This is a genomic window from Psychrobacillus sp. NPDC096389 (assembly GCF_044762855.1).
Lineage (GTDB): Bacteria > Bacillota > Bacilli > Bacillales_A > Planococcaceae > Psychrobacillus.
In genome coordinates this window covers 89,890-102,858 of record NZ_JBIWFB010000010.1, presented here as the reverse complement: position 1 = coordinate 102,858, position 12,969 = coordinate 89,890, and the positions used below count along the sequence as shown (strand labels likewise).

General features: G+C 39.3%; 11 protein-coding genes. 10 read left to right on the top strand and 1 reads right to left on the bottom strand.

The features are described from left to right. Positions 1 to 37 precede the first annotated feature (37 nt). Together ACIQ38_RS19840 and ACIQ38_RS19835 are read left to right on the top strand one after the other, a co-directional pair. Positions 38 to 1,216, top strand: a complete 1,179-nt coding sequence (locus tag ACIQ38_RS19840; RefSeq protein ID WP_402827265.1) for an LL-diaminopimelate aminotransferase — start codon at positions 38 to 40, stop codon at positions 1,214 to 1,216. 302 nt (positions 1,217 to 1,518) lie between these two features. Then, a complete protein-coding gene (locus ACIQ38_RS19835; RefSeq protein WP_402827262.1) occupies positions 1,519 to 3,000 on the top strand; it encodes an aldehyde dehydrogenase family protein in 1,482 nt (493 codons plus the stop codon). 357 nt (positions 3,001 to 3,357) lie between these two features. On the opposite strand, the gene ACIQ38_RS19830 is transcribed toward ACIQ38_RS19835, so the two are convergent. After that, on the bottom strand, positions 3,358 to 4,548 hold the full coding sequence (locus ACIQ38_RS19830; protein WP_402827259.1) for a sugar diacid recognition domain-containing protein: 1,191 nt from the start codon (positions 4,546 to 4,548) through the stop codon (positions 3,358 to 3,360). Positions 4,549 to 4,842: 294 nt separating this feature from the next. On the opposite strand from ACIQ38_RS19830, the gene ACIQ38_RS19825 reads away from it, so the two are divergent. From ACIQ38_RS19825 to ACIQ38_RS19790, 8 genes are all read left to right on the top strand, one after another. Then, positions 4,843 to 6,003, top strand: a complete 1,161-nt coding sequence (locus ACIQ38_RS19825; RefSeq protein WP_402827256.1) for an NAD(P)/FAD-dependent oxidoreductase — start codon at positions 4,843 to 4,845, stop codon at positions 6,001 to 6,003. A 63-nt stretch (positions 6,004 to 6,066) separates the two neighbouring features. Beyond that, complete coding sequence (locus ACIQ38_RS19820) at positions 6,067 to 7,533, top strand: sodium/proline symporter (RefSeq protein WP_402827575.1); 1,467 nt, start codon at positions 6,067 to 6,069, stop codon at positions 7,531 to 7,533. A 55-nt stretch (positions 7,534 to 7,588) separates the two neighbouring features. After that, positions 7,589 to 8,275, top strand: coding sequence for a CoA transferase subunit A (locus ACIQ38_RS19815; protein ID WP_402827253.1), 687 nt, complete (start codon positions 7,589 to 7,591; stop codon positions 8,273 to 8,275). Continuing rightward, positions 8,262 to 8,894 carry a 3-oxoacid CoA-transferase subunit B gene (locus tag ACIQ38_RS19810; RefSeq protein WP_402827250.1) on the top strand — a complete coding sequence of 211 codons (633 nt, stop codon included), beginning with the start codon at positions 8,262 to 8,264 and terminating at the stop codon, positions 8,892 to 8,894. The genes ACIQ38_RS19815 and ACIQ38_RS19810 overlap by 14 nt, the downstream gene beginning before the upstream one ends. A gap of 22 nt (positions 8,895 to 8,916) precedes the next feature. Next, the gene (locus tag ACIQ38_RS19805; RefSeq protein ID WP_402827247.1) at positions 8,917 to 9,762 is read left to right on the top strand and encodes a 3-hydroxyacyl-CoA dehydrogenase; all 846 of its coding nucleotides are present in this window, start codon (positions 8,917 to 8,919) and stop codon (positions 9,760 to 9,762) included. Between the two features lie 12 nt (positions 9,763 to 9,774). Beyond that, a complete protein-coding gene (locus ACIQ38_RS19800; protein ID WP_402827244.1) occupies positions 9,775 to 10,554 on the top strand; it encodes an enoyl-CoA hydratase/isomerase family protein in 780 nt (259 codons plus the stop codon). A gap of 14 nt (positions 10,555 to 10,568) precedes the next feature. Further along, positions 10,569 to 11,729, top strand: a complete 1,161-nt coding sequence (locus ACIQ38_RS19795; RefSeq protein ID WP_402827241.1) for an acyl-CoA dehydrogenase family protein — start codon at positions 10,569 to 10,571, stop codon at positions 11,727 to 11,729. Between the two features lie 4 nt (positions 11,730 to 11,733). Beyond that, a complete protein-coding gene (locus tag ACIQ38_RS19790) occupies positions 11,734 to 12,921 on the top strand; it encodes a thiolase family protein (RefSeq protein WP_402827238.1) in 1,188 nt (395 codons plus the stop codon). Positions 12,922 to 12,969: the final 48 nt, after the last annotated feature.

Sequence of the window (12,969 nt, the reverse complement as noted above, 5' to 3'; positions counted from 1 at the left end):
AGTGAGTAGATGAAAATACCAAAAGGTAGGTGACTTTGTGAATTATCAATCGAATCGAATGGGACAGATTCCTCCTTATTTATTCGCAGAAATCAATAAGAAAAAAGCTGCAATGGTTAAGGCGGGAGTAGATATTATCGATTTAGGAATCGGTGATCCTGATCTTCCGACACCTCCTCATATCGTGGATAAATTAGCGGAAGAACTGAAAGAACCGAGTAATTTTAAATATCCTAGTTTTATAGGGTGTGTGGAATATAGACAGGCAGTAGCCGATTTTTATTCACGGCAATACAAGGTAGAACTTGATCCTGAAACAGAAATTTTGGCTTTAATAGGGTCTAAGGAAGGGATTGCGCATTTAATACCTGCACTTATCGATCCAGGTGATTATGTTTTAATACCCGATCCGAGCTATCCTGTCTACCGGATGGCTACTTTACTAGCAAATGGTCAGTATTATGACATGCCTTTGTTAAAAGAGAATAATTTCGAACCAGATTTTAGCTTAATTCCAAAGGCTATCTTGGATCAATCTAAACTTATGTTTCTAAATTATCCAGGAAATCCGACGTCTGCTACTGTGGACATTGAATTTTTCAAACGAGCAGTTTTATTTTCTCAAAAACATGGCATTCCAATTGCACATGATTCTGCTTATAATATGGTTACTTTTTCTGGTTATACTGCCCCAAGTATTCTTCAAGTTGCAGGGGCAAAAGATGTTGCGGTGGAGTTTGGTTCATTTTCCAAAACATATAATATGACCGGACTGCGAATTGGATATGTCGTCGGAAATAAGGAAATTATTAAAGCGCTTACTATTCTTAAAAGTAATACAGATACAGGGCAATTTACAGCAGTCCAAAAGGCGGCAGCTTTTGCGCTAAACAGTGATCAAAGTTGTATTGAAGAACATAACAACATATATAAAGAAAGAATGGACGCAACAATTGAAGGATTAGCGACTATTGGAATTAAGGTAGATCCGCCTAAAGGAAGCTTCTTTGTATGGGCGCAAGTTCCGGAAGGCTATACATCTACTGAATTTGTCACGAATGTGCTAGAAAAAACTGGCGTTATCCTTACACCTGGCAATGCTTTTGGTCCTTCTGGTGAGGGGTATTTCCGTCTCTCTTTATCCGTTCCAAATGAAAGATTATTTGAAGCTATCAATAGAATTAAAGAAAATTTATCCCGCATTAACGGGCAGTAAGACTCCCACTTCAAGATTTAAGAAAAGTGATAAAGATAAGTGGGAGATCAACTGCCCGTAAAAGCCCGATAAAATGGATCGCAGACTAAGTACGCAACATCGTGTTGCAACGTCTGCGTGACCTACATCGTGTAGGCCTCAACTAACAATCAGTGGGGGGATGAAGCGGACTAAAAGCGCGACGTCCATGTCGCAACGTCCGCACTAACACGTTCTATGCGTCGAAAAACCCCCACTGATTGAAGTTTCACTTTATAAGTGATAGGTAACAAAATAGTTTTCTAAAAATGGGAGGAATTTATATGAAAAAATATCTTAATTACATTGACGGCGAGTGGAGCGAATCATCTTCAGGTAAATATGTAGAAATTTTGAATCCTGCAAACGGAGAAGTACTTGGAGAAGTGACACAATCGACGAAAGAAGATGTAGATCGTGCGGTTCAAGCAGCAAAGAAGGCACAAAAAGAATGGCGTCTAGTTCCTGCCCCTGAACGAGCGGAGTTTTTATATAAAGTTGCATTCCTGTTAAAAGAACGAAAAGAAGAAATTGCGCAAGTACTAACGGGTGAAATGGGTAAAGTGATTGAAGAGGCAAGAGGAGAAGTCCAAGAAGCAATTGATATGGCATTTTATATGGCCGGGGAAGGTCGTCGTCAATTTGGTGATACCGTTCCATCGGAGCTCCGCAATAAATTTGCCATGAGTATGCGAGTTCCCGTGGGAGTTGCTGGATTAATCACACCTTGGAATTTCCCGATTGCGATTGCTTCGTGGAAGTCACTTCCTGCACTTGTAACGGGTAACGCGGTTGTTTGGAAACCGGCAACTGAAACTCCAATGACTGCTTATGAGTTTACAAAAATTTATGAAGAAGCGGGTCTGCCAAAAGGTCTTCTTAATCTAGTAAATGGATCAGGTAGTGTTGTAGGAAATGCTATGGTGGAACACCCAGGTATTGATCTGATTTCTTTCACTGGTTCTAATGAGGTTGGTAGTGCCATCAATGCACGTGCCGGCGAACTATTAAAACGAACATCTCTTGAAATGGGCGGTAAAAATGCGGTGACAGTATTGGCAGATGCTGATTTAGATCTGGCAGTGGATAGTATTTTATGGGGCGCATTTGGAACAAGCGGGCAAAGATGTACTGCAACGAGCCGAATCATCGTTCATCAAGAGGTGAAAGAGAAACTCGAGCAAAAACTTGTGGACCGCATTGGAGAATTAAAGTTAGGCGATGGCGCGGACGTGTCAGTGAAAGTAGGCCCTGTTATAAATCGCTCTTCACTTGAGAGAATTCATGATTTTGTACAAATTGGTCAAGAAGAAGGTGCACGTTTACTTGTCGGTGGCCATATTGCAACTGATAATGGTTTAGATGGTGGGAATTTCTATGCCCCTACTATTTTCACAGACGTGACTCCGGAAATGCGAATTGCTAAAGAAGAAATCTTTGGTCCAGTTGTGTCCATTATTTCTGTTGCTAATTTAGAAGAGGCAATTGAAGTTAATAATAATGTAGAGTTTGGTTTATCAAGCTCCATTTTCACAGCTGATGTTAATCGTGCGTTCCAAGCAATGCGAGATCTAGATACCGGAATTGTGTATATTAATGCGGGAACGACTGGTGCTGAAATCCACCTTCCATTTGGAGGGACAAAAGGTACTGGAAATGGACATAGAGACTCTGGTGTAGCTGCACTGGATGTTTATACAGAGTGGAAATCAGTCTATGTAGATTACAGTGGTAAATTGCAAAGAGCACAAATTGATAATAACTAATACGTAAAAAAACTGCCTATCCTTGTTTTTCAAGGGTGGGCAGTTTTTTTGTGTGAGGGATGAACCTTTGTCGACTCTAGTGAAAATCAACGAAAATTGCTTTCTGATTCAGCATTAAATCGCCAAAAATGAAATTTTATGCATCTTTTTTATTAAGCTAATCCAGAAAATGGTTTAGAGCAATTAATTGGTCAATGAAGGCAACTAATACTCTATTACATTAAGTTTAGTAGTAGTGGGGTACCAAGAATTGTTACTCTTTTTTGTAAGTGTTGCGCAAATGACTCGGAATGTTGCGCATTTATAAATTGTATACTTCTCCATGCATAAAAAGCCTTTATTTTGTCGTAAGGCACACTATCGATTATATTCGTATTGTTTTAAAGCCAGATAAAGAAGTATGCATTGTTTGAATGATTGGAGATCGATTTTTAGTAATTGTTGTAGCTGTTGGATTCGATAAATAAGCGTGTTGCGATGGATATAAAGTTTTTTGGATGCTTGACTCATGTTGAGCTGTTCTTCACAGTAAACAAGGAAACTCTCGATGAGTGCAGTTCCGTTCGGATGATTGCTTAGTTTTTCAATGTAATTATCAAGTGTTTTCTTGGAAGGTAGATTTATTTCTTCTACTAACGCTAAAGATAATAAATTCCAATCATCGATAGAGACCATTGACTGTGGAAAGTTATTTCGCCTTGCAATGGCTAGTGCCTTTCTAGCTTGTTCATAAGACTGGTGAATGCCGTCGATTTTGGAGAAACAGTCACCAAAAGACAACATAAAATGGTTGTCTAAACTTTTCTTTTGTAAAAATTGTTGTAAAGAGTCCGTTGCATATTCTAGCTTGCTTTTCACTGCTTTTATGTCTTCTGAATTAAGATGTTTTATGATAAGCCATTGACCGGAATGTAATGGTACGACAATATCTTGTTCATGATCCACAAATAGCTTTGTTAAACATAAAAAAAGTTCTTGTTCTAATTGTGTGAACGACTCTAGTTTTTTATTGGGATAAGGCCGATTAGACACGGGATGGATATCCAATAATATACAACGTCTAGTTAAATTAAGTGTAAAACTATGCAATTCACAATAGCTTTGAATCTCCCTCATTTCTTCCTCTTCTTTATAGCTTAAAAGCCGTTGAATGAAACTTCGATTTGTTTCCATTTTAGATAGTACTGTCTTAGAGCGAAAGTTTTCCATTAGAAGCATTTCGATATGAGATTGTACGAATTGTACGTATCGTTCAACAGTTGCAGGCTCCCCTATAAGACCTAGTACTCCAATCGTTTGTTGTTGAAAATTTAGTGGTGCAGCAATTCCAGGTAAGACATTAACAAGTCCAGCAGTTTGTTCTTTTGAAAAAAACATGATTTTTCCTGATTTCGTTACTTGCGGAGTAACCATATGATGAGAACCGATTCGCTTATTGTCTGTACTTCCAATAATCTTTCCCGCTTGGTCTGTAATACTAATAGGTATTTCTAAAATAGAAGAAACTTGTTTTACAACCGATTGTGCAAATTGCTCAGAGAATTGCAATACATTCACTCCTTGATACCATTGTATTTTTGATAAATAACTGTATTTTCTGAATGATTACTCTTTTTAATTGTATCAGATATATATGCACATTGAATATTTTCAATGAAAATATTGCGACTAGAATAGAAGAAAGATCATTACAGAGAGAAAGGGGAGATTCATATGTTGTAGTTTTTTTAGCGACAATCAAATGAGTGAAATTGTGGGAATAAGCGAAACGAAGTATTCAGTCTAACAAATAAAATGGTTGTACAAGACATATGATTATTAAGGATGGGGGAGTAAAGTGATATGAAAAAAGCAGATGTAATTATAGTTGGCGGAGGAGTAATGGGGTCAAGTACTGCATATTACTTACGCAAGAAGGGTTTCGAAGGAGACATTCTAGTTTTTGAAAAAGATCCAACATATAAATATTCATCTACTGCAAGAAGTGCAGGAGGTTTTCGTCAATTATATTCTACGTCTATTAATATTCAATTAAGTCGGTTTAGTTTAGAAGTTTATAAAAACTTTGCGGATGAAATGTCTGTTGACGGAGAAAAAGCTGAAATCGATTTTAAACAACCCGGTTATTTATTTTTAGCGACTGAACGAATGTTACCGGCATTTACTAAACAACTCGCATTGCAAAACCAGCTTGGCGTTCCATCGGAGATCCTTTCAGCAAATGATTTAGTAAACATTATTCCAGAACTAGAAACTAGCGATCTTGCTGGGGGCTTATTTTGCAAAGAGGATGGCTATTTAGATCCATATTCAGTCATGCAAGCTTATCGTAAAAATGCCCGCTCATTGGGAGTAGAGTATATTACCGCTGAGGTTTCATCGTTGAAGGCGGAGTGTGGACGAATGACTGGGGTTCAGTTAGTAGATGGAACAATCTATTCTGCCCCAATTGTGATTAACTGTGCAGGAGCTTGGGGGGCCGAGCTGGGAGAGGGAATTGGATTACCATTACCAGTAGTTCCTTTAAAACGTCAAATTTATATTTTTGACTCGACTAAAAAGTTGGAAAAAATGTTACCGCTTACAATTGATCCATCAGGAGTTTATTTCCGCCATGAAGGGGATAGGATAGCTGCTGGATATTCAGATGATGTCAAACCTGGTTACGATTTTAATTGGAAGCGTTCCTCTTTTGATCATTTGTGGCCAATTCTGGCGCACCGGGTTCCTAATTTTGAAAGTCTCAAATTAGAATCGGGTTGGGCTGGATTGTATGACTATAACACAGTGGATCAAAATGCCATAATCGGTGAACATCCAATGATGAAAGGTTATTTCGTTGCACTCGGATTCAGCGGGCACGGAATGCAACAAGCACCCGGGGTTGGGCTTGGCTTAGCTGAACTGATTTGTAAAGGGAAGTATGAAACACTAGACCTAACTCCACTTCGTATAGAGCGTTTTACAGATAATGATTTAGTTTTGGAAAATGCAATAGTGTAACTAATGGATGTGCGTACTGTAATAAACCAAAAAAAGGGGGAAGGTTAATTGCAAACAATCATAATGGTAGAGTTCATATTGTATTTGGTAATCATGCTTGTTGTAGGATACCTCGTAAGTCGTCGTACGAAAAGTCATGCGGATTTTCTTTTGGGTGGAAAGCAATTACCAGGTTGGGCGTTGGCATTTTCTGAGCGTGCGACGGGGGAGTCAGCTTGGCTTTTACTAGGTTACACGGGCTTTGTCTTTGCTACAGGGTTATCAGGAGTTTGGGTAGCTATAGGGATTGCAACTGGAATTGTCTTTGCTTGGTTGTTTTTAGCTAAACGTTTTATGAGAGAAGCCGAGGTAACCGGTGCGTTAACACTACCTGGGTATTTGGCATACCGTTTTGGCAATCATGGAAAGATTATACTTTGGCTTTCCTCAATTCTTATTTTTAGCTTTATGATGTTTTATTTTGGTGCCCAAATAGCTGGTGCTGGTAAAACATTATTTACCGTCTTTAATATTCCTCCGGTTGTTGGAGCCGTTCTAAGTGTTGTAGTCGTAATCACACTTGCTTTTGTTGGTGGGTTTGTAACGGTAGTTTGGACGGATATGATCCAAGCACTTATGATGCTTGTTACTTTAGTTGTATTACCGATTATAGCTCTTTATCACATTTCAGCTGCTGATTTATCTATTAGTCAAGCTCTAGTGTCAGCTGGACCATCAATGGATTCATGGAGTGGTGGAGCTATCGGATTCTCATTAGGACTTTTACTTTTTAATAATTTTGCTTGGTTTTTCGGTTTTCTCGGTGGACAACCACAACTAAGCGCTCGTTTTATGGCTTTAAGAAGTAAGAAGGAAGCGAACGAGGGAAGCTTTGTTGCAATTACTTGGACTCTCTTGGCATACGGAGGGGCTTTTATGATAGGACTTACAGCACTTACTTTGTACCAGGGTCAAGTATTTGAGGATGTTGAAATGATTTTACCATTTATGATTCTTGACTTAATGCCACCTTGGATTGCAGGTATTTTACTAGCTGGAATACTCGCTGCAATTATTTCTACGGCGGATTCACAGTTACTAGTTATTACTAGTTCAGTCAGCGAAGATATTATCCGACATGCATTAAACTGGAATCTAACTGAAAAAAGGCTTGTTCTCATCTCTCGTTTAACAATTATTGTGGCAGGGATTGTCGGTTTGATTATTGCTTTGACATCCAAATCTTTAGTTTACCTCGTCGTCAGTTGGGCGTGGGCTGGCGTGGGATGTACCTTGTCACCTGCGATCATCTTAACATTTTTCTGGAAACGGTATTCGGGTATTGGCGTTATCGCAACAATCATCTCTGGATTTGTAAGTACTGTTATCTGGATCTCTACACCTTTAGATGCGATTGCTACATCCCGTTTTACTACATTCTTCATTGCAGCTGCATTCGGAATACTATTCAGCTTACTTTTCCCTGATAAAAAGAAGAAAGGACAACAAAAAGATAAGTCATCAACTTCTTTAGAAGTCAATACACTATAATTAATGACTTTATTAATGTTATTGAAATAGCGGGTTGTATGGAAGGAGAATTCAGTTGGTAAAACTATTAAAAGATAACGAGTTTTTAAAGTTTATCAAAGACGGAGACAAGTTATTGGTAGGTGGTTTCGGTATGTCTGGAACCCCATTAACACTGATTGATGGATTAGCTGCGTCTTCTAAGAAAGAGTTAACAGTCGTAAGTAATAACTTAGGTGAAGTAGATAAAGGGTTAGGAAAACTTTTGAACAAAAATATATTGAAAAAAGCAATCGGCTCCTACTTTACAACCAATCGAGATGCTGTAAAAGCATGGTCCGAAGGGGAACTTGAAATAGAGCTTATTCCGCAAGGGACTTTGGCGGAAGCTGTGAGATGTGGAGGCGCTGGAATCGGTGGTTTTTATACGAAAACAGCTGTGGGTACTAAATTGGCAGAAGGTAAAGAGGAAAAAGTAATAGATGGTGAGCGATATATTTTAGAAAAGGGAATTAAAGGGGACGTTTCGTTGATTAAGGCACATAAAGCGGACCGAATCGGCAACTTAGTTTATGACCATACGGGAAGGAATTTTAATCCGGTTATGGCTACTGCTAGTAAGATTGTTATTGCGGAAGTAGATGAAATTGTAGAGAATGGTTCACTTTTGCCGACGGAGATTGTAACGCCGCATATTTACGTAGATTATATTGTGATGAGTAAATATGTTAAAAAAGGTGGGGTTTTCGTTGAAACAGTCTGATCGGGTGAAAATTGCAAAACGTATCGTTCAGGAACTGAAAGAAGGGCAATTTGTAAACTTGGGTGTTGGCATTCCAACACTCATCCCAGATTATTTGGAAGATAAACATCTAATACTACAGTCGGAAAATGGTTTGCTTGGTATGGGACCAACACCGCCGCTTGAAGAAGTCAATATGGATTTAATAAGTGCGAGCAAGGCCCCTATTACGATGGAAGTTGGCGCTTCGTTATTTGATAGTGCAAGTTCTTTTGCCATGATACGAGGAGGTCATATTGATGTCGCTGTTCTAGGAGTTTTACAAGTGGATCAAACAGGAGAAATTGCCAATTGGGCAGTTCCTGGACAAACAATTTTAGGGGTAGGAGGTGCCATGGATTTAGTTGCCGGGGCAAAGAAAATTATTGTTGCAACTTCTCACTCCTCTAAAACAGGTGAAGCCAAACTTGTGAAAGCACTCACTTTCCCGACGAGTGGAATAAGAAAAGCAGATCTTGTAGTAACAGAACATGCGGTATTTAAGTTTGAAGAAAATCAGATGAAGCTTGTTGAAATATTGTCAGATTTAACAATAGCCCAACTAGAGGATATAACAGAAGCTGAATTTATCTATGAATGAGAATCATGGAGGAGAAAAACCTATGAAGCAAATTACAGTTGTCGGTTCCGGTGTGATGGGAAAAGGGATTGCCTATACTAGTGCAATCTCTGGATTTAAAGTGTATTTAAATGATTTAAACGATGAGATACTGTCAAAATCGAAAAAGGATATCGATGAATTACTAGATTCTAGTTTTCAACGAGGTTTTCTAAAGGAAGAAAAATATGAACAGGCGAAAGAGAATCTAATCTATGAGTCTAATCTAGAAATAGCAGCAAAGCACGCTGATTTGGTTATCGAAGCAGTGCTTGAAAAAATAGATTTAAAAATAGAAGTGTTCCAGAAGCTTGATCGTATTTGTAAGCCGGAAGCAGTTTTAGCGACAAATACTTCCACGATGAGCCCAACTGAAATCGGTGCACAAACATCCCGGCCAGCCAAAGTCATCGCCATGCACTTCTTTAATCCAGTTCATAAGATGAAGCTGATTGAAGTAGTACGGGGGCTTGATACGTCTGATGAAACAGTAGCATTTGTGAAAGGAATTGCCGAATCAATGAAAAAAGAGGCGGTCGAAGTAAATGAGTTTCCCGGTTTTGTCACTTCTAGGATGAACTGTTTAATTGGCAACGAGGCAATGAATATGCTTATGGAAGGCGTTGCATCTGTAGAAGATATCGACAAAGCTATGAAATTAGGTCTTAACCACCCAATGGGACCTTTAGAGCTTGCGGATTTAGTAGGCTTAGATACGAGATTACGCAATATGGAATATTTATACGCGACTTTGGGAGAGAAGTATCGTCCTTGTCCACTAATCGTTAAATATGTTAAAGCAGGACGTCTCGGTAAAAAAAACGGGAAAGGCTTTTACGATTATACGTAAGGGGGGCGGAGAATGGGAAATTTCAGTAATCTTCTAGTGGAAAAAGAAGCAGGAATTATGTGGCTCACACTTAATCGTCCAGAAACAAGAAATGCACTAGATGCCAACACGTTAGCGGAAATCGATGCAGCCTTTACCGACGCTGAAACGGACACTGAAATACGAGTAATTGTTCTACAGGGAGCCGGTGGTAAATCATTTGCCGCAGGGGCGGATATTAAACAACTTCATGATCGGCATGCGCTGGAAGCACTAATTCCTGGAATGCAGGGATTGTACTCGAAAATTGAGGGGTGTTCGAAAGTGACCATAGCAGCCGTAACGGGTTATGCCCTTGGTGGCGGATGTGAACTCGCACTCGCTTGCGATATTCGAATAGCGACTAAAAAAGCAAAGTTTGGTTTACCGGAACTAAATTTAGGTATTATTCCCGGAGCGGGTGGAACGCAAAGACTCTCTAGAATAATTGGCAAAGGTAGAGCACTTGATATGATCTTAACTGGAAAAATAATAGACGGAGAACAAGCGGAGCGAGTTGGTTTAGTAACCTATTTAACAGATGAAGAAGGGCTTGTTGACACAGCCAAAAAAGTTGCTGCAGACGTTATGAAAAAAGGACCGGTTGCAATAAAACTCGTCAAACTAGCTGTTCATAAAGGATATGATGTGGATTCGGAGACAGCTATGTGGATCGAGAAATTATCACAAGCAGTTGTTTTTAATACAGAAGATAAAAAAGAAGGCACACTTGCATTTCTAGAAAAAAGAAATGCTAATTTTACCAATCGATAAAGGGAGAGATGGAGATGGATTTCACTTTCACGGAAGATATAAACTTTTTAAGAAAAAATGTAAGAAAGTTCGTGCGAGAAGAAGTAGAACCAGTCGCAAAGATTATCGAAGAAGAAGATGAAATTCCTCTAAAAATTGTAGAAATGTCTAAAGAAATGGGTTTATTTAGCCTTGGAATCCCAGAAGAGTATGGTGGACTAGGGCTAGATATGGTTGGAAAATGTGCCATTTATGAAGAACTTGGGAAAACTCATAATGGCTTTACAACGCTCATCGGTGCCCATACGGGGATAGGAACGGTGGGAATTGTGGAGCTTGGGACAGAAGCGCAAAAAAAGAAATTTTTACCGAAGATGGCTTCTGGTGAATGGGTCGGTGCTTTTGCGTTAACGGAGCCAAGTGCAGGATCCAATGCATCTAATTTAAAAACGACTGCAGTAAAAAAGGGTGATAAATATGTCATTAATGGTTCTAAGCATTATATAACAAATGCTGTAGCCGGACATGTTTTTACTGTTATGGCTGTAACGGACAGCTCAAAAGGAGCAAAAGGAATCACTTCTTTTATTGTGGAAAAAGATACGCCAGGATTTATTTTGGGGGCTGTTGAACAGAAAATGGGATTAAGAGGTTCCCATTCTGCGGAACTGTTTTTCGATAATATGGAAGTCCCATCCGAAAACGTTCTAGGTGTGGAAGGTTCGGGATATATTAATGCACTGAAAATACTGGCCAATGGTCGCGCAGGTTTAGCTGCAAGAAACTTGGGTTCATGTGTTAGATTGCTAGAACATTCGCTTGAATATGCTCATGAACGGGAACAATTTGGTCAAAAAATAGTAGATATTCAGGCAGTACAACATATGCTTGCTGAAATCAGCATGCAAATTGAAGTGCTTCGTTCCATGACATATCGTGTGGCGTGGATGACAGATCAGAAAATGCGCGTTGTAAAAGAAGCAGCAATTGCCAAGCTTTTTGCGTCTGAAGTATATAACAATGTGGCTGATATCGCCTTGCAAATACACGGGGGAATTGGATATATGAAAGATTATCCAATTGAAAGATATTACCGTGATGCTCGAATTACAAAAGTTTATGAAGGTACTTCTGAGATTCAACGAAACATCATAGCTAGTGAGCTAAAACGTGATTATGCAAATAAGGGGCTGTGAAGAAATGCGGAATGTTTATATTGTGGAAGCTGTCAGAACGGCTATTGGCAAAATGGGTGGTGCTTTAAAGGACATCCCTGTAGATCATTTGGCAGAAAAGGTTATTAGGGAATTGTTAGAAAGGACGAATAAAGATATCGATGTAGATGAAGTGATTTTAGGCCAAGCAAAACAAAGTGCGGATACGTCGAATTTAGCACGACTAGCGCTACTTAGAGCAGAGTTACCGATAACAGTTCCAGGTTATACCGTACATCGACAATGTGGCTCCGGCTTGCAGGCGATTAATAACGCAGACCAACAAATCCGCTTAGGATTATCCGATGTGGTCATTGCTGGTGGTGCAGAAAGTATGAGCACTGCACCATTTTATATCCGAAATGCACGATATGGTTTAGGTGCGGGGAACGGACTACTGTTGGATCCGAATACAGAAAGTCAACCTCGTTCACAGCCATCTGAAAAATATGGGGAATTGACAATGGGATACACCGCTGAAAATCTAGCAGAAGAATACCATATTTCACGAGAAGAACAAGATAAATTTGCAATGAGAAGTCAACTTCTTGCGGAAACTGCTATTAACGAAGGCAGATTTAAAGATGAAATTGTTCCTTTTGAAATCAAAGGTAGAAAAAGTACCGTGACATTTGAAGTGGACGAACATCCAAGAAAGTCAACGGAAGAACAAATGGCAAATCTTCGCGCTGTCTTTAAAAAAGGGGGATCTGTCACTGCTGGGAATTCAAGTGGGAGAAATGATGGCGCATCCGTCGTTCTCATGATGTCTGAAGATAAAATGAACGAATATGGATTAAAGCCTAAAGCAAAAATTATTGCACAAGCAGTAAGTGCTGTATCTCCTGAAATAATGGGAATCGGACCGGTCACTTCGACACAGAAAGCTTTGAAACAATGCGGTCTAACAATCGATGATATTGATTTAATTGAGTTAAATGAAGCATTTTCTGCACAAGCATTATCGGTTATTAAGGCTTCAGGTATGGACATCGATAAAGTAAACGTGAATGGCGGCGCGATTGCACTTGGCCATCCAATTGGCGCTACTGGTGCAATACTAATGACGAAATTGCTCCATGAAATGGCTCGTAGGGGCTCAAAATACGGGCTTGTCACGCTTTGTATTGGTGGAGGTCAAGGTATTACGACAATCGTGGAAAATTTACAGTAATAGATTGGATTTACCCGTAGTGAAAATGGATTACTAGAAAGGTGGGAC

Coding starts and splice junctions, on each gene's coding strand:
- ACIQ38_RS19835 (WP_402827262.1), top strand. CDS start 1,519: ATGAAAAAATATCTTAATTACATTGACGGCGAGTGGAGCGAATCATCT.
- ACIQ38_RS19825 (WP_402827256.1), top strand. CDS start 4,843: ATGAAAAAAGCAGATGTAATTATAGTTGGCGGAGGAGTAATGGGGTCA.
- ACIQ38_RS19820 (WP_402827575.1), top strand. CDS start 6,067: ATGGTAGAGTTCATATTGTATTTGGTAATCATGCTTGTTGTAGGATAC.
- ACIQ38_RS19805 (WP_402827247.1), top strand. CDS start 8,917: ATGAAGCAAATTACAGTTGTCGGTTCCGGTGTGATGGGAAAAGGGATT.
- ACIQ38_RS19800 (WP_402827244.1), top strand. CDS start 9,775: ATGGGAAATTTCAGTAATCTTCTAGTGGAAAAAGAAGCAGGAATTATG.
- ACIQ38_RS19795 (WP_402827241.1), top strand. CDS start 10,569: ATGGATTTCACTTTCACGGAAGATATAAACTTTTTAAGAAAAAATGTA.
- ACIQ38_RS19790 (WP_402827238.1), top strand. CDS start 11,734: ATGCGGAATGTTTATATTGTGGAAGCTGTCAGAACGGCTATTGGCAAA.